Consider the following 16,845-nt stretch of genomic DNA (forward strand, 5'->3'; position numbering starts at 1 on the left):
ACAGATGACAACTTGGGTGCTTGCCACCGGCAACAAGGGTAAGGTTGCCGAGCTCAGCGCGCTATTAAGCGACTTACATATCACCATAAAGCCACAAAGCGACTTTGACGTTAGTGATGTAGCCGAGACCGGCACCACCTTCGTGGAAAACGCCATTATCAAAGCCCGTCACGCCAGTGCGCAAACGGGCTTGCCGGCCATTGCCGACGACTCGGGCTTAATTGTTGATGCCCTCGATGGCGCCCCGGGCGTCTACAGTGCCCGCTATGGTGGCCCAGGTGCCAGCGACGGTGATAATATCGATAAACTGTTGCTGGATATGCAGGGGCAAACAAAGCGCAGTGCGCGCTTTTGCTGCGTGCTGGTGTTAATGCGCCATAAAGACGACCCATTGCCGCTTATCTGCCAGGCTACCTGGGAAGGCGAGATCACCGAGCAACGTAGTGGTTATGAGGGCTTTGGCTATGATCCCGTGTTTAAGGTCAAGGGTCTGGATAAAACCAGTGCCGAGCTGACCAAGGCCGAGAAAAACGCCATTAGCCACCGCGGCCAGGCATTACAACTGCTACTTGCTCAATTGCAGGGTTAACGCGTGACCCTGCCTCCATTAAGTCTATACATTCATATTCCCTGGTGCGTACAAAAATGCCCTTACTGCGACTTTAATAGTCACGGTCAAAAAGGACAGCAGATCCCCGAACAGGAATATGTGCAGCACCTGCTTGCCGACTTGCGCACCGATGCCCCGCTTGCGGCCGGACGCCCTATTCACAGTATTTTTATCGGTGGCGGCACGCCGAGCCTGTTATCGGGTGAAGCGCTGCAAACCCTGCTCGACGGCGTGCGTAAACTTACGCCGCTGGCCGACAATGCAGAAATTACCCTGGAAGCCAACCCGGGCACGGTGGAATCCGGGCGCTTTGCCGACTATGTAAAAGCCGGTGTGAACCGTATTTCCATCGGCGTGCAATCCATGCAGCAGGACAAGCTCAAAGCCCTGGGGCGCATCCACAGTGCCGATGAAGCCAAGCGTGCGGCCGAGCAAGCACACCAAGTCGGGCTGCGCAGCTTCAATCTGGACTTAATGCATGGCCTGCCAGGGCAAAGCATTGACGATGCCCTTGGGGATCTACGCCAGGTCATCGCCTTAAACCCGCCGCATATCTCCTGGTACCAGTTGACCATCGAGCCCAACACCCAGTTCTATTCTAAGCCGCCGACCCTGCCCGAAGACGACACCCTGTGGCAGATCCAGGAGTTGGGCCAGGAACTGTTGCGCGAGGCGGGTTATCAGCAGTATGAAATATCTGGTTACGCAAAACCCGGCCATCAATGCCAACACAACTTGAATTATTGGCGGTTTGGCGATTATATAGGCATAGGCTGTGGCGCCCATGGCAAAATAACCAAACCCGATGGCGACATAGTACGCACCGAGAAGGTGAAGCACCCGCGCGGTTATATGGATCTTACCAAACCCTATTTATACAGGCAGTGGTCCGTAACCGACGACGAGCGACCCTTTGAGTTTATGATGAACCGTTTGCGCTTAGCCGAGCCCTGCCCCCTTGATGAGTTTCAACGATACACGGGCTTAGACCTAAGCCAGATTGAAGCTCAGTTACAAGCGGCGCAACAGCAAGGCTTGCTCAGCCGTGACAACACCCATATTCGGGTGACCGAGCGCGGCCATAGGTATCTCAATGAATTGCTGGAAATGTTCGTTTAATAGGGTCTGTTTATCTTTGCGGTTTACTTTATGTTCAATCTAAACGCATTCTGATCACGACGCTCGTTATGATGCATAGTCATTCTATGTACATAGCGAGCAACACAGAGCAGGAGGCGTTTAGATGAACCCGCAGGGCAGCGCTTGTAGCGCATTTCTACTGTGTTGTTACATGTTTATGTAGAATAACTACACCACACATGTGCCGCCTTGTATAAATCCGCTACAAACGGCTGCAGAAACAAACAACAAAGGTCAACAGACCCTAACAATAACTAGGATAAGAACAATGAAATTGACAGGTTTGCTATTAGCAATTTTTTTACTGAGCCCCTGGGCTTACGGCGAAGAAGCAAACCCTGTCATTAAAGACTTTGGTTACTTTTACCAAGTGCCAAAGCATGCCGCCATCACCCCGGATACCCGCTTTAAAATTGCCTTCGATGTGGCCCCTGCGGCCAAAGCCGGTGAGCAGAACAACCACATTAACTCCCTGGCACGCTTTATCAATATGCATGTTGCGCATGGGGTTAAACCAGAAAATATTGAATTAGCTCTGGTTGTTCATGGTGGCGCCTCGGTCGATGTATTAAGCAATAAATACTACCAAGAACGTTTTGGGGTCGATAACAAAAACCAGGCCTTGCTCAGACAGTTACTGGATAACAACACCCAAGTCTATGTATGCGGTCAGTCGGCAACCCATTACCAGATCAGCGCCGAGCAGTTGATCCCCGGCGTACAAATGGCGCTTTCCGCCATGACCGCCCATGCGCAACTGCAGCAACAAGGCTACACAGTAAATCCATTTTAAGGCTGCCTCCCAGGCGGCCATACTACAACAAGATTATTTTAACTTTCGCGGGGCATCAGCCCTCGCACAACAACAAGTGAAAGGATAGGTAAAATAACTATGCGCAAGCTAACACTTATCGCCGCAGCCATCAGCGCCACACTGCTGGCCGGTTGTCAAAATACACAAAGCACCAGCACACCGGCCGCAACGCCGGCGCCGGTACAAGAAGTTGCTCAAAGCGAAGTCGAAAAAGCCAACGCTTTTTTTGAAGAAGTCTTTAATCGCAACATCATGCGTAGCCCTACATTCCAAACTTATATGGGTATTAAAAAAGACTATGATAAGTGGGATGACCAAAGCGAAGAGCGCGCCCTAGAAGACCTGGCATTGGCCAAGGCAGATCTGGAGATGCTGAAAACCATCGATCGCAACAAGCTTGATGCCACCACTGGGGTGAGCTATGACCTGATGCAGCAAAACCTTGAAGAAAGCATTAATGATTTCCAATGGCGCTACCACACCTACCCGGTGAACCAGATGTATGGTACTCACTCCATGGTAGCGGCGTTTTTAATTAACCAGCACAGCATTGCCAATGTGGAAGAAGCCCAGGCGTACATCGCCCGTTTAAACGGCGTGCCTAAGCTGTTTGCCCAGTTGGAAGAAAACCTGGAAATCCGAGCCAGCAAGGGCATCATTGCACCTAAGTTCGTGTTCCCTCATGTGATTGAAGCAAGCCAAAACATCATTACCGGAGCCCCTTTCGGTGGCGATCAGGATTCAACCCTGCTGGCCGACTTTAAACGCAAAATCGATAAACTGGAGATAAGCGCAGAGCAAAAACAAGCCCTTATCGCCGAGGCCACCGAAGCCCTTAACGTGTCGGTTAAGCCGGCTTACGCCAGCCTTATCGGTTACCTGCAGCAGCTTGAAAAGCGTGCCGATGAGCGCGACGGCGCCTGGAAGTTCCCGGACGGTAAAACCTTCTATAACACCATGCTTGAGCGCACCACCACCACCGACCTAACGGCAGAGCAAATTCATGCTATCGGTCTTGCCGAGGTGCAGCGCATCCATGATGAAATGCGTGCGATCAAGGAAAAGGTGGGTTTCGAGGGCGATCTCAAAGCCTTTATGGAGTTTATGAAAACCGACAAACAGTTCTACTACCCGGATACCCAAGAAGGCCGCGATGCCTACTTGGCCGAAGCGGTACGCGTAATCGATGATATGAAGAGTCGTTTAGACGAGCTGTTTATCGTTAAGCCTAAGGCAGATTTAACCGTGAAGGCGGTAGAAGCTTTCCGTGAAAAGTCTGCGGGTAAAGCCTTCTATCAGCAGCCTGCGCCAGATGGCTCACGCCCGGGTGTTTACTATGCCAACCTGTACGATATGGAAGCCATGCCGACCTATCAATTGGAAGCCCTGGCGTATCACGAAGGGATCCCAGGTCACCATATGCAAATCGCCATTGCCCAAGAGCTTGAAGGCGTACCTAGTTTCCGTAAGTTTGGCCGCTTCACCGCCTACACCGAGGGCTGGGGACTGTACTCTGAGCTACTGCCAAAAGAAATGGGCCTATACCAAGACCCTTACTCGGACTTTGGTCGCCTGGCCATGGAACTATGGCGCGCCTGTCGCCTGGTTGTTGATACCGGTATCCACGCCAAACGTTGGACACGTCAGCAAGGCATCGATTTCTACGTAAACAACACACCGAATGCCACCTCGGATGCGGTGAAAATGGTTGAACGACACATCGTAATGCCATCGCAAGCCACCGCCTACAAGGTCGGCATGCTGAAGATAGTTGAGCTACGTGAGCAAGCGAAAAAGGCCCTGGGTGACAAGTTCGATATTCGTCAGTTCCACGACGTGGTATTGAAAAACGGCCCGGTACCATTAAACCTGCTTGAAGAAATGGTGGCCGAATGGGTTGCTAAGAAGCAAGCCGCCTAATCTTACTAATAAGATTGGAATGAACAACGCCGGTTACTGACCGGCGTTTTTTTGTCTGTAAACCCTACTTTCGGCCCCGCCACATCACTAGCCCGGAAACCACAAAGAATACCGGTAATAGGCTCAGCAACAACCAGAGCACCTGCACTAGGGGCCCGGCAAAATCACCGATATGAAACTTGTATTTAAAATTCCATACCTGAGTCGGCAGATTGGCGGCTGCGCCATCGAAACTATTAATCACTTGCGCGCTGTAAGGATTCATCCAGACCCAGGAATAGGCATGGCTTTCACCAGGCTGTTTGAGGCGCAGCGCCAAAGGCTTTTCCGGGCTCTTGGGGAAATAAATGCGAAACAAGGCAGCTTCCGGAAACACGGCCAGGCCCTTTTTAAATGCCTCTTGGAAGTGCGTTTGCGCCATGGGGGTAATGTCGTCAACCTGAGGGCGGGATTCAACCTGCCCCGGCAGCACGGCGTTGACCACAGCCTGCGTCGGCGCCTTCCAGTTAAAGGCAATGCCGGAGAAGGCGATAAGTAGCAATGGCAAGCAGGTATACACGCCGAGCACATGGTGAACCTGGCGGTTGATCACCCGGGCCTTGGCGCGTCGGTTTATCTTCAGGCGTTTTAAGCGTTGCTTGGGCTTGACCCAGAGGTAAAAACCGACCAAAAGCACCAGCATAAAGCCCAGCGCCATGGTTGACACCCAGTTGCGCAGCGGCATCTTGCCCTCGCCGTCGCGCCATAATAACCAGCGATGCAAACCCATGGTAAAGCCGTACAAGGTGTCGTAATAATCGTAGCGATGCAGTACCTCTCCCGTGCTCGGCTCCAGGCTCGCATAACTGCCATCGGCCAGCCTTGCCTGCCAGGCCCAGCGGCTATCTTCCTCTATGCTGATAAACTCTATCTTCTGTCCGCTCTGCTCCTGTACTTTTTGATACAGGGTATCCAGATCCAAGGGCGCCTCAGAGGTGGCGCGCTGCCATAGCTCAGGATTCACCGCCAGTTGGATATCCTTGGCATAGATCAAAAGGGCCCCGGTGAGTGACATCAGCACCAAAAAAAAGCCGATCACCAGCGCCAGGGTCAAATGAATTTTTCGTGCTACGCGTTTCAAACTGCAATTCCATTAGCTAACAACCGGGGCATTTTAAATGATAATTAGTATCATTTAAACTTTTTAAGATGATTCTATCAATTAGTGCGTTAATTTAGCCTTGTGATATAACCGCAAAAGCTGAGGTACAAGAGGAGTAATTGTCGCGGTGGCGATGTCCCCCCCCTAAGAACCCCAAGGGCCCCAGCTATGGGCATGCCTTCGGCCAGCAGCCTGCTGGCAATTACTCTTCTCATCCCTCGTTTCGGATGCAATGTAAGGGGATAAGGCTGAGACATCGAGTACCAAAGTGGGTATTGCTTAAGTTGTTAAAATATCGGAAGTTAGAAAAAGTCATTGCTGGCAAAAGCGTAAGACATTTATTATCAATAGGGGACAAAGCAAGTAGGGAAACTTGTAATCAAACTAACGCTAGCTTTCCTTATATTAATTTCTTAAGTTACAAATGGAGTTTTGATGAGAATAAAGAAAAATATTCTACAGCCCTTTATGGGAGTACTTATATTAGCAGTACTCTGCTTTGGTGCTTACTTTATATTGAGTGAATTCTGGGTATTATTTTCATCGATCGATGCTAAGTTAGGTGCAAGTTTAGTTGCCGCATCCGCAACAATTCTAGTCTCAGTCTTTACTGTCGTCTTTTCAAAGCGTCAAGAAGGTAAACTCGAAATTGATAACCAATTAAGAGAAAAAAAGATACCAATCTATGAAAAGATAATTGAGTTTATTTTTCTTATTACTTTTGCTGATAAATTAGGTAAAAAACAGCCCTCAGAGAAACAGATGATTCAATTCTTCACTGATACAACTAGGGATTTAGTAATCTGGGGTTCAAAGGAAATGGTTGATGCATTTGGTGACTTCCGTGATGGAGTTACAAATATTCCTGATGGGAATAATGCTGAACATATTATGGCAACCGTTGAAGATCTGCTCCTAGCAGTCAGAAAAGATCTGGGACATAAACACAAAAATTTCAAACGTGGCGAAATATTACGTTTGTACATCAACGATATAGATGATTACTTTCAGTAACTAATCATGTAGTCAAGGTGAAATGTTCCATTCGGTTTTCTAGGTAAGGATTTAGGTCTATCTAGTTGGTTTTGTGACGCACACATAATTGCAGACACTATACGAAATGCTTACCTATTAATTTACTGCAAACTTGCAGGAATGGATCCTCCCGTTTAGATTCGCGCTGGAGAAATTGGCTTTTGTTGTGGAGCATGATTGAAACAGCGAGATAAGGATATCGAGCTAGGTTTACCGAGGCAGGACGTCTCGTTAAACCGTGTTGAAAGCTAAGCGGAATGTTTAACAAAACGCTGAGTTCGCAAGCATGAGCGAATCACGGGCGCCTTGGGGTTCCAAGGGGAGGTTGGCGTAAACCTCCCTTTGGTTGCCGTCGCCAAGGCGACAAGATCTATCAATTACCACCGCAGTCAGCTGACCGACACGATAGACCAGAACAAGCCGCTGTCGGCGCATAACACCGACCCACAATAATCAATAAGGCGCTTGTCCGCGCCCGGCCCCCAAACTATCAGTCCACCAAATAATACTCTACTGTACTCACCACCCTCACCTTCTTCAGGTGCGGCGAGCTTGAATCCCTATCGCTAATACTAAACTGCCCTTGGCGCGCCGATTTAATCTTACCGAGTGTCGAGTCCGAGTCGCGGGCAAATTTAAGCGCCACTTCGCGGGCGTTGCGGGTCGCCTGCTCTATCATCTGCGGCTTGATATCGTTTAAACCGGTAAACAGGTATTCGATACGGTTAGTGTAACGGTCACCGCCGATGGCAATGCCCTGCTTGGCCAACTCACCGATCTGGCTGCTGGCATGGCGCACCTGATTAGGGCTTTGGCTGTACACCGACATATTGGCGCTAACCAGATAGCGCAGGCCGACCTGCTCCGGGCCATACTGCTGCGCCTTTTTATCGACCACGGTCACCTGGCCGAAGGAGATCTCCTCGTCACTAAAGCCATGCAGCTTTAAAAATGCCACCACCGCATCTTGTTTTTGTTGCACCGCGGCGGTGACCTCTTCGAGCTGCTCACCGGCCTCGGTAAAAACGATGGGCCAAATGGCGGTGTCCGCCTGTACCTGCTGCTCTGCTAATCCCTTCACCACCACGGTGCGATCCATGGCCTTAAACTCGACGATGGCATTGCTGAGTAAGATACCTATGGAGGCCAGCCCCAAGGCCAGGAGAAAAGCGGGTAAAATATTGATATGCGTTATACTTTTATGCATTGATGCTTCCTTTTTGCAGCAAGTATGAGACTATATTTCGGTATCCAGTGTACCAAAACGAGTAAGCTATGAGCGTAAAACGCATTAGTCAGTTCTTCAACCCTAAATCCATAGCTGTTGTCGGCGCCTCAAACAATCCCATGCGCCCTGGCTACATTGTGATGCGCAACCTGCTGCAAGGTGGCTTTAACGGCCCCATTATGCCGGTCACCCCCAAATATGAGGCGGTACACGGAGTGCTGGCCTACGCCGATATCGCGGCGCTACCGCAAACACCGGACATTGCCATTATCTGCACCAACAAGGCCACCTTGTTGCCACTGATCAGCGACCTTGCCAAACAAGGCTGCCGCAACGTCATCGTGGTCGCGGCGGGCCTTAGCGAAGAACAAAAAACCGAGCTACAACAACATTGTAAAGCTCAGCAGGTCAACCTGATGGGGCCCAATTGTTTGGGTCTGATGATCCCCCACCTAGGCGTCAATGCCAGCTTTTCCCATACCGTGACTCGACCCGGTAAGGTTGCCTTTATTTCTCAGTCGGCGGCGGTGTGCTCAACCATTTTGGACTGGGCGCAGCACAAGGACATCGGCTTTTCTTATTTTATCTCCGTGGGCGACTGCCTGGATATCGACTTTGGTGAGCTGTTGGACTTTCTCGGCCGCGATGCCCGTACCAAGGCCGTACTCCTATACATAGATAACCTAAAAGATATTCGCGGCTTTATTTCTGCGGCCCGCGCCGCAGCCTTCAGTAAACCCGTGATCGTCATTAAAACCGGACGCACCGACGCCGGTGCCCAGGCGGCACTGGCACACACCGGCGGGGCCAGTGGCTGCGATGCGGTGTACGACGCCCTTATTCAACGTGCCGGTATGCTCAGGGTAAACGATTTACGCGAACTCTTTGCCGCGACACAAACGTTGGCGCTGCATCCAAAACTGCTGAAGGTGGAACCCTTGTGCATTCTCACTAATGGCGGTGGTCCAGCGGTAATGGCGGTGGATAGCCTGGTGCAAAGCTCGGGTAAACTCTGTGAGCTGAGTGAGGCCACCTTAGAGGCATTAAACAAGGTGATCCCTCAGGCGGACAGCACCCATAACCCGGTGGATATATTTGGCGACTCCAACCCCCAGCGCTATCAACAGGCGCTGAAAATACTGCTCGAGGCCAAGGAAGTAGAAAACCTGCTGATTATTCACACCCCATCGGCCCTGGCACCGAGCGCCGATTATGCCCGCATCATAGTCGATACCTTGGCGCAAATAGATGCGCGTAAGCGCCCCTTTGTGATAACCAACTTTATGGGCGAAGACGCTGCCTATGAAGCCAGGCGCATTTGCGCCCAGGGCGGTATTCCCACCTATCGCACCCCAGAAGGCGCGGTTGGTGCCTATATGCATTTGATCAATTATCGCCGTAACCAAAAACACCTGACGCAAACCCCGGAGTCCATCGTCGATGAACTGGATATCCAGGTCGAGGCGGCGCAGGCGGCGATCAGCGCCCATTTGGATCGCAACGAGCATTATCTCAGCACTCACCAGGCGGCGCCATTGCTGGCCTATTACGGCATAGAGACGGTGAACACACATATCGCCACGACGCCGAGCGAAGCGGCAGAAGTCGCCGCCGAGTGCGGCTTTCCCGTGGTGCTCAAGCTGATCAGCCCGGATATCGCCAGTAAATCCGAGGTCGGCGGCGTGGTGCTCAACCTCAGTGATGAGCAGGAGGTCGAGCAAGCGGCTTTTGCCATCTTGCTGCGCATTAACCAGGTTTACCCCGAAGCCCGCATCGACGGCTTTGCCATTCAGCCCATGGCGCCGCGCGCCGGAGCCCACGAGCTGCGTATCGCCATCAAAACAGACCCGCAATTTGGCCCGGTGATTTTACTCGGTGAGGCCGGCAGTGCCCTGGATTATTCCCAGGCAGCGGTGGCCCTGCCGCCGCTGAATATGAACCTGGCCAAGTATTTAATTGCCAATGCACAGGATAAGGGCGTGCTTAAAGAGCGCACCTTGCCGGAAAAGGTCGACAAGTATCGCTTATGCGCCCTGCTCACCCGGGTGTCGCAGTTAATCGTCGATCAACCCGATATCCACAGCCTGGAGCTCAATCCCCTGCTGGCCACCCAGGGTCAGTTTTTAGTGCTCGATGCCAGCATAGGGATCAGCCGCTATCAGCGCCTTGCCCATCGCAAGCGTCTGGCCATTCGCCCCTACCCCAAGGAGCTGGAGCGCCGGGTGACCCTTAAAGATGGATCCAACGCCCTACTGCGCCCTATACGTCCCGAGGATGAGCTGGCCCACCGTCGTTTCGATGAGTCTCTTACTAAAGAAGATAGATATAGGCGCTTTTTCGGTGAAATGCCGCACTTTAGCCATGAGCAATTGGCCAAGATGACGCAGATAGACTATGACAGAGAAATGGCCTTTATCGTCACCCGTAAACAGGACGGAGAAAATGTCACCCTTGGGGTCTCCCGGGTGCTGATGGACCCGGATAACCTGGTCGGGGAGTTTGCCATCGTGGTAGGCTCACAAGCGCAAGGGCTGGGCCTTGGACGCATTCTTCTTGGCGCCGCCATCGATTATTGCCAGCAACAGGGCGTTGGCAGCATAGAAGGCATGACGCTATGGGAGAACACCGGCATGATAGAGCTGGCGCGTAAGTTAGGGTTTACTATCACCCGTGACTTTGAAGAAGGGACCATTCATATGCGTCGTGTACTCAATGAAAGAATACAAGATGATTAAAAAAATAAGAACAACTCTGGCCGACGTGTTTGAAGCACGCGGTAAATCGAAGCGCTATGGCTATGCCTTCGATGCCTTTTTAATGACCTTAATTTTCGCCAATGTGCTCGCCATAGTGATGGAATCGGTGCCCAGTATGGCACACCAACATACGCGCTTTTTTTTCTACTTTGAGCTGGTGTCGGTGCTTATTTTCACCGTGGAATACCTGGCTCGGGTGTGGGCCAGTGTCGATTTAAACCGGTTTGCCGATAGCTCACTCAGCCCGACGAAACGACGTCTTCGCTATTTGATATCACCCATGGCCATCGTCGACCTAATCGCCATTTTACCCTCGCTATTGATGTTTATTGTGCCATTCGACCTGCGTTTCTTACGGGTACTGCGATTGCTGCGTATTTTCAAACTCACCCGTTATTCCCGTGCCATGCAACTGATGCTGAACACCATACAAGAAGAGGCCGGCTCTTTACTGGCGGCATTCTTTATTATGACGGTGATCCTCATTATTGCCGCCAGCGGCATATATCTGCTCGAACATGATGTGCAGCCGGATAAATTCGGGTCGATACCGGCCGCCATGTGGTGGGCCATTATCACCTTAACCACGGTGGGTTATGGCGATACCGTGCCGGTCACCCTGGTGGGGAAAATCTTCGGCGGCATTATTACCATTCTCAGTATGGGCATGGTCGCCATTCCCACGGGTATTTTGGCCTCAAGCTTTTCGGAACAGCTGCGCAAGCGCCGCAGAGCCTACAGTGAAATGGTCCATCAGCTGATGGAAGACGGCATTATCTGCCATGATGATAGGGTAAAGCTGCATGAGTTGCGCCTTGAGCTGGGTTTAAGCGTACAAGAGGCGGCGCACCTGGAGGAGCAGGTGCGCGAGCAGCACCCCTTGCTTAAGCGCTTTTGTCCCCAGTGCGGCCATCATCTGGAATAATACAGGCCTTACCAAGTAAATCGACCACCCCATCACCATGGCAGGGCTGCTGCAGGGAGTCGCTCTGCATCAGGGTGCACCCCAGGCTTAATAGCTGACGCTGTTGTTTGTCATCGGCGACGCCCAAGGCCAGCACCTCGATATCCATAGCACTGAAAATGGACATGTACCGGCTTACCTTGTTATAGGCCTTGTAGTCCACACAAAGTAAAGCGCTCAGCTCGGCCCCTAGCTTCACCTGCTGAAATAACTCTTCGCCCAATTCCGGTAAACTAAAGTCGTCCAGCGTCTTAATATGCAAAGACAAGCGCGCCCCTTCGACCATCAGTTCTTGCAGCACCTGTCTGGCTTCGCTGTCGAGACGTTGCCAATCATGCACCGAGAGCTCTAACAACAAGCAGCCAATTGGGAAGTCATAGCTGTGCAGCAGATGGATAATATCGCCCATACTGCCCGGGTGGCTAAACTCACGGCCATTAATAGCCAAGGACAAGGTCAGCTGCGGCTGTTGCCTATGCCACAAGCGACATTCGAGCACGGCGCGCTCCAGGGTTTGCAATAAGAGTTTTGACCACAGCTTGGTTTGACGAATATGGGGGAAATAGTCGTGCGGCGCTAATAACTGATCATCCTGCTGCCAATAGGGCAAGACCTCAAAGCCATGTAAGTGTCCGCTTTGCATGCCATAGATACCCTGATAGTGGTTGATAAACTGGCACTGCTCGGCGGCCACCATTAAGGCTTGTTCGGTGGCCAAACTGCGTTGCACCTGGGCATTGATCTCAGGCTGGAAGAAATGGAATTGGTTGCGACCGCTGCGCTTGGCTTGATACAGCGCCAACTCGGCGCCCTTAAGCAGGGCCTCTCCCTGGTGGCCATCCTCGGGAAACAGTGCCACACCGACACTGGCGTTGGCAGCACCTAGCATTCCATGACATGGACGCATCAATACCTCCCGCACCTTACGACACACCGCCAGCACCTGCTCTAACTCATCGATGTCTTCCAGCAACAGGGCAAACTGTTCCGCCTCGATACGTCCCAAACTGTCTTGTGAGCGTATCGCTCGCTGCAAACGATAAACCAGACTCAGCAGTTGCTGCTCGCCATCTTGATCTTGCGTGTCGCCAACAACCGGTAAGGGCACATTGATCAGCAATAGCGCACAGCCACGGTTATTCCGCTGCGCCTGTTCGAGGGCATGTTCAACGCGATCCATAAACAAGGGACGATTAGGAAAGCCGGTCAGACTATCGTAATGTGCCTGCTGTTGCTGGGTTACCAAGGTATTTTTGGCTTCACTGATGTCGGTCAACATAACGATATAACAGGTGCTGTGCTGCTCACTGTCGGCAACGGCGCTCATTTTTAACAGCACAGGTACCTGCTCACCGGTTTTCAGTACCACCTGCTCTTCACACTGGTAATGCTCGCCAACCCGCAGGCCCTTGAGAATACGGAGATAGTTAATGCGCACATTTTTCGACAGACCCAGATTAAGCCGACGCGAGGACGGGCTGCTGGCGGCGTAATCGAAATTATCCCGCAATGCCTGGTTGGTGGCGACTATGCGTAACTTGGAGTCGAATATAATCAGCCAGTCGCTGGCCTGCTCAAAGGCGGCGCCAAACATGCGAGCATTTTCTTCCAGCACCAGCTCCCGGGTCATATTGGTGTAGGTGCCCGCAACCTGTACCGGGTGGGCGCCATCCCATTGCATCACCTTGCCAAAGTCTTTGTACCAGCGCCATTGTCCACTGTTATGACGCAGACGATACACGCAGTTAAAGTAGCCCTTGTCGGTGGATAAGAACTCCAACCACTCAATACGGAATTTTTGCCTTTCATCCGGGTGGATTAACGCCAGATATTGATCCAGCTGGCAATGCTCATAGTCATACCCCAGCTCCTCACGCAACCGCGGCTGATAAATTTTACTCTCATGCTGATGCCAATCCCATACCCCGGAATGACTGCCCTCAAGCGCGAGTTTTAGACGCGCCGCCGACTCTTTGCTTTGCTTATGGGCCGCCATCAGCATTTTTTGAATGCGATTACGACGATACATCCACATGGCGATGAGAATTAGCACAAGCACCACGTAAAGGGTAATGAATCCGGGTGAACTCCACGGCGGGTAGGCAACGCTAATACTCAGTTTCGCCGGCTTGGTTGACTCGCCGGTAAAGGGGTCCCGCGCCCACACCTGCAACAGGTGCTCACCGGGGTTCAGTTTAGGAAAGACCACACGGTTGTTATCCCGAGTAAAGCTTTTTTGGCTGCCATCGAGCTGGTACTCGTAAATAACCCTGTCCTGGTAATTAAAGGCCATGGCACTGAAGGTGATCTCTAACCCCACATCATCATGGGCCAGATAGACCTGGGTTAAAGGCCCCATGGTCGGCAAGGCCAGCTCACGATACATCAACTCGGCCGAGGTGAAGTTAACCCCCTGCAACAAGGCGCGCTGAGGCATATTCAGCCGCGGGTAAAACAGCGTCGCCCCCTTAACCGAGCCAAATGCCAAGCGACCATCGTCACGACGACTCACCGAGCCCAGATTAAACTCATTGGTAGCCAGGCCTTCCTCATTGGTGTACTGAAAAAAGTGCTCGTTTTGCGGGTTAAAGCGCCACAACCCTTTGTGGCTGCTCATCCATACCATGCCCATTTCATCGAGCACCAGATCATACATGAGGTTACCCAGACCACGGCGTTGCAGGTCGATGCGCTTAAGAAAGCTAAAGTTGCTGGCGTTTAGCGCCACCAGACCATAATTGGAAAACGACAGCCAGAGGATATTGTTGTTATCCACCACATAGCCATTGAGATTGATGGCCAGGCTACCGTGAGATTGCGGCACCTGATAAAGCATTTGCAACGTTTGCGTTTGCGCATCAAACCGCAGCAACTGGCCGCCGGAGAAAAACAGCGGCTGCAGCGGTTGATCCGCTAAGGGGGCGCTAAACCCCAAGGCCAGAAATGGATCATGGTTATCTAAGTCACCGCCAAGGGGCTGCACTCGCTGCGTGGCCAAGTCAAAATAGAAAAAGCCTTGATTCTGATTGACCGCGTACAGGCGGCCGTCTTCGGTCAGATACAGACCATGCAAGTAGCCCTCAAGGTAGGCCTGAGCCTCTTGGTCCCTGGCGCGCAGTTTACTTAACTGCCGGGTGTCCTTGTTAAAGCTAAATAAGCCACGGGTGGTGTTCATCAGCAATTGCTGACGATAGGGGATCAGGGTGTAAATGCTAAATACATTATCAAGCTCGTCGCTAAGGTAACTTTTAAATTTGACCTCGCTTTGCATTGTCGCCAAGTCGACTATGGTCAAGCCATTATGAGTTCCCAAATACAGGGTGTCGTCACTTTGCGCCGAGCTCCAGATATTATGATGAGACAGGCCGTCGCCACCAAGGGTGTCGGCGGTGACATTGTGAAAATCAAAGCGCTTATTGGGCAGGAAAAAGGCGCCGTCACTTTTGGTGCCCAACCACATATCGCCCTGCTCCGTTTCCACCATCTTGATAATGCTGGGATCGGACAAACTATAGGGGCTCTCGACCAGCCTTTTTTGCTTGCGCAACCGGTTTATTTGCCAGTCATATTCAAACAAGCCCTTATCCGTGGCCAACAGCAGTGTTTGTTGATCCAGGGGGTTTATCTGCCAGATATTCAGCTCCGGCAATAACACCCTGCTTTGAAATGAGCGCTGCGGCTCGGCAAACAGGGCATCGAGCTCGGCGATATCTGTGATATACAGGCCCTTCACCGTGCCTATTAATAACTTGTTGTTATCGAGCAAGGCGAAGGATTTTACATTCTCTCTGTGTATACCACTGCTGCCCGGCGGCAAATGCTGCAGAGGTCGAGCCTGCAAGCTATTGAGATCATAAACAAAAGCACCATTGGTGGTACCGATGAAAATATAATGCTGATATTGAAAAAACACCCGCACCAGGGCACGGTTTTCATCGTCGCTGACCTTAAATAAACTGGTGATGGTGCCGCTTTTTGGGTTAAGGACGGCAACATCGCCTCCGCGGCCAAGCAACATATTGTTCTCATCCAGGGAGTGCATGGAAAATACGGCGGTGGCAAAATCCGGGTCCAATTCTTTTGGCGGCGCCACCACCCGCTCCAGCACCCCTTTACCGCTGTCATAGCGATACAGACCACTCAAAATAGAGGAAGTCCAGATTTGCCCCTGTTTATCCATATGCAAGGCATCGATCATGGCATCGTCAAGTTCGCCCTTGCCGTCGCTGATAATCTTTACCTGGTAGCCATCGTATTTATTTAAGCCACTTTCGGTGGCCAGCCACAGATAACCCTGGTGGTCGATGACCATGTTGCCGACATAACTTTGCGACAAGCCTTCACTGGGTGACAACCGCTGTACCTTGGCGCTGACGGTGGTAATCAGGAAAAAGCTCAATAACAACAGCCAGCAATTACGCATCGGCGGGTTCCCTATAGCAATATGGCAACACATCTCGGCCCTGGCACCGATAGCTGCGCAAACGCGACGCCAGGTGCTCAGGCAGGGTCGCCACGACGGCAAAGCCGAGCTGTTCGTACAAGGGGCAAAGATGCTGGTAAATAAAACTGTAGATGGGCCCGTTTAACTCGGCACATACTTGGCGAATTAGGGTGCCGGCCAGGCCTTGGCGGCGATGACTGGCGGCAACAAACACGCCGCACAGAAACTGCTGTTCTTCAAGACGACTGACTCGGGCCGCCGCGACGATTTCATTGTCGCAACGCACCACCCAAAGCAGGTCTTGTTTATTGGCGCGACCTCGCGCACCCACCCGATCATAAAACTTGTTAACCAGGGGGGTGGCAAGAGCAGGTAAGCGTTGCGCCAAGGGGGAGTTCATCGCGATGCGCTCATCATCGCCAGAAAATGTTCAAATTGCTGCTTTAGGTAGCTTTGTTCCGAGAGCGGACGCATATTGATGGCTTCATACACCTTATCCCGGGCGTTTTTGCCACGAATAATTTGATACGCCCAAAATGACGCTTCGTAATCCAATTGAATTCGGTACTTCTCTTCTCGCGGAAGTAGGCAAAGATTGACACTCATCGCTGCAACACTATTTAATAACTGATACGACCTATACTATAACAGATAGTACCCAGGGTGTATGGAACCCCGCCTAAGCTAGGGCTGGTATTTCTACCCTAGGTTACCTAAAATAGAAAAATACATCACATAATTTTAACAATGTGATTGATGAAAATAATGATAACCACTGCCCCCTTATTCCGCT

Annotated in this window: 12 protein-coding genes; 7 read left to right on the plus strand and 5 right to left on the minus strand. The window is 51.6% G+C overall.

The features are described from left to right. Nucleotides 1-4: 4 nt before the first annotated feature. The 4 genes from KD147_RS10815 to KD147_RS10830 all read left to right on the plus strand — a co-directional run bounded on the left by KD147_RS10815 (nucleotide 5) and on the right by KD147_RS10830 (nucleotide 4,484). The gene (locus KD147_RS10815; RefSeq protein ID WP_105255768.1) at nucleotides 5-589 is read left to right on the plus strand and encodes an XTP/dITP diphosphatase; all 585 of its coding nucleotides are present in this window, start codon (nucleotides 5-7) and stop codon (nucleotides 587-589) included. A gap of 3 nt (nucleotides 590-592) precedes the next feature. Then, nucleotides 593-1,729, plus strand: coding sequence for a radical SAM family heme chaperone HemW (gene hemW, locus KD147_RS10820; RefSeq protein WP_105255769.1), 1,137 nt, complete (start codon nucleotides 593-595; stop codon nucleotides 1,727-1,729). Nucleotides 1,730-2,018: 289 nt separating this feature from the next. After that, nucleotides 2,019-2,543 carry a DsrE family protein gene (locus KD147_RS10825; protein WP_105255770.1) on the plus strand — a complete coding sequence of 175 codons (525 nt, stop codon included), beginning with the start codon at nucleotides 2,019-2,021 and terminating at the stop codon, nucleotides 2,541-2,543. 99 nt (nucleotides 2,544-2,642) lie between these two features. Next, complete coding sequence (locus KD147_RS10830) at nucleotides 2,643-4,484, plus strand: DUF885 domain-containing protein (RefSeq protein ID WP_212547868.1); 1,842 nt, start codon at nucleotides 2,643-2,645, stop codon at nucleotides 4,482-4,484. 64 nt (nucleotides 4,485-4,548) lie between these two features. Here KD147_RS10830 and KD147_RS10835 read toward each other — a convergent pair whose 3' ends face one another. Next, complete coding sequence (locus KD147_RS10835; RefSeq protein WP_212547869.1) at nucleotides 4,549-5,604, minus strand: PepSY-associated TM helix domain-containing protein; 1,056 nt, start codon at nucleotides 5,602-5,604, stop codon at nucleotides 4,549-4,551. Between the two features lie 456 nt (nucleotides 5,605-6,060). Here KD147_RS10835 and KD147_RS10840 point away from each other — a divergent pair, with 456 nt between their 5' ends. Next, on the plus strand, nucleotides 6,061-6,639 hold the full coding sequence (locus KD147_RS10840) for a hypothetical protein (protein WP_212547870.1): 579 nt from the start codon (nucleotides 6,061-6,063) through the stop codon (nucleotides 6,637-6,639). A 511-nt stretch (nucleotides 6,640-7,150) separates the two neighbouring features. Here KD147_RS10840 and KD147_RS10845 read toward each other — a convergent pair. Then, the gene (locus KD147_RS10845; protein WP_212547871.1) at nucleotides 7,151-7,867 is read right to left on the minus strand and encodes an SIMPL domain-containing protein; all 717 of its coding nucleotides are present in this window, start codon (nucleotides 7,865-7,867) and stop codon (nucleotides 7,151-7,153) included. 68 nt (nucleotides 7,868-7,935) lie between these two features. Between KD147_RS10845 and KD147_RS10850 the strand changes: the two genes are divergently transcribed. Beyond that, the gene (locus KD147_RS10850) at nucleotides 7,936-10,623 is read left to right on the plus strand and encodes a bifunctional acetate--CoA ligase family protein/GNAT family N-acetyltransferase (RefSeq protein ID WP_212547872.1); all 2,688 of its coding nucleotides are present in this window, start codon (nucleotides 7,936-7,938) and stop codon (nucleotides 10,621-10,623) included. Then, nucleotides 10,616-11,569, plus strand: a complete 954-nt coding sequence (locus KD147_RS10855) for an ion transporter (RefSeq protein ID WP_212547873.1) — start codon at nucleotides 10,616-10,618, stop codon at nucleotides 11,567-11,569. The genes KD147_RS10850 and KD147_RS10855 overlap by 8 nt, the downstream gene beginning before the upstream one ends. Here KD147_RS10855 and KD147_RS10860 read toward each other — a convergent pair. From KD147_RS10860 to KD147_RS10870, 3 genes are read right to left on the minus strand one after another with little or no spacing between them, the layout of a single operon-like run. Continuing rightward, nucleotides 11,529-16,031, minus strand: coding sequence for an EAL domain-containing protein (locus KD147_RS10860; protein ID WP_212547874.1), 4,503 nt, complete (start codon nucleotides 16,029-16,031; stop codon nucleotides 11,529-11,531). The genes KD147_RS10855 and KD147_RS10860 overlap by 41 nt on opposite strands. Next, complete coding sequence (locus tag KD147_RS10865) at nucleotides 16,024-16,452, minus strand: GNAT family N-acetyltransferase (RefSeq protein ID WP_212547875.1); 429 nt, start codon at nucleotides 16,450-16,452, stop codon at nucleotides 16,024-16,026. Before KD147_RS10865 ends, KD147_RS10860 begins: the two co-directional genes overlap by 8 nt. Then, nucleotides 16,449-16,658 (minus strand): DUF3283 family protein, encoded by a 210-nt coding sequence (locus KD147_RS10870; RefSeq protein WP_212547876.1) that lies wholly within the window; start codon nucleotides 16,656-16,658, stop codon nucleotides 16,449-16,451. Before KD147_RS10870 ends, KD147_RS10865 begins: the two co-directional genes overlap by 4 nt. Nucleotides 16,659-16,845: the final 187 nt, after the last annotated feature.

This window comes from Pseudoalteromonas sp. BDTF-M6 (assembly GCF_018334135.1).
Classification (GTDB): domain Bacteria; phylum Pseudomonadota; class Gammaproteobacteria; order Enterobacterales; family Alteromonadaceae; genus Pseudoalteromonas.

Bases quoted from the DNA above. Each gene is read 5' to 3' on its own strand.
- KD147_RS10840 (WP_212547870.1), top strand. From the start codon at position 6,061: ATGAGAATAAAGAAAAATATTCTACAGCCCTTTATGGGAGTACTTATA.
- KD147_RS10855 (WP_212547873.1), top strand. From the start codon at position 10,616: ATGATTAAAAAAATAAGAACAACTCTGGCCGACGTGTTTGAAGCACGC.
- KD147_RS10845 (WP_212547871.1), bottom strand. From the start codon at position 7,867: ATGCATAAAAGTATAACGCATATCAATATTTTACCCGCTTTTCTCCTG.
- KD147_RS10850 (WP_212547872.1), top strand. From the start codon at position 7,936: ATGAGCGTAAAACGCATTAGTCAGTTCTTCAACCCTAAATCCATAGCT.
- KD147_RS10870 (WP_212547876.1), bottom strand. From the start codon at position 16,658: ATGAGTGTCAATCTTTGCCTACTTCCGCGAGAAGAGAAGTACCGAATT.
- KD147_RS10865 (WP_212547875.1), bottom strand. From the start codon at position 16,452: ATGAACTCCCCCTTGGCGCAACGCTTACCTGCTCTTGCCACCCCCCTG.
- KD147_RS10815 (WP_105255768.1), top strand. From the start codon at position 5: ATGACAACTTGGGTGCTTGCCACCGGCAACAAGGGTAAGGTTGCCGAG.
- KD147_RS10860 (WP_212547874.1), bottom strand. From the start codon at position 16,031: ATGCGTAATTGCTGGCTGTTGTTATTGAGCTTTTTCCTGATTACCACC.
- KD147_RS10825 (WP_105255770.1), top strand. From the start codon at position 2,019: ATGAAATTGACAGGTTTGCTATTAGCAATTTTTTTACTGAGCCCCTGG.
- KD147_RS10830 (WP_212547868.1), top strand. From the start codon at position 2,643: ATGCGCAAGCTAACACTTATCGCCGCAGCCATCAGCGCCACACTGCTG.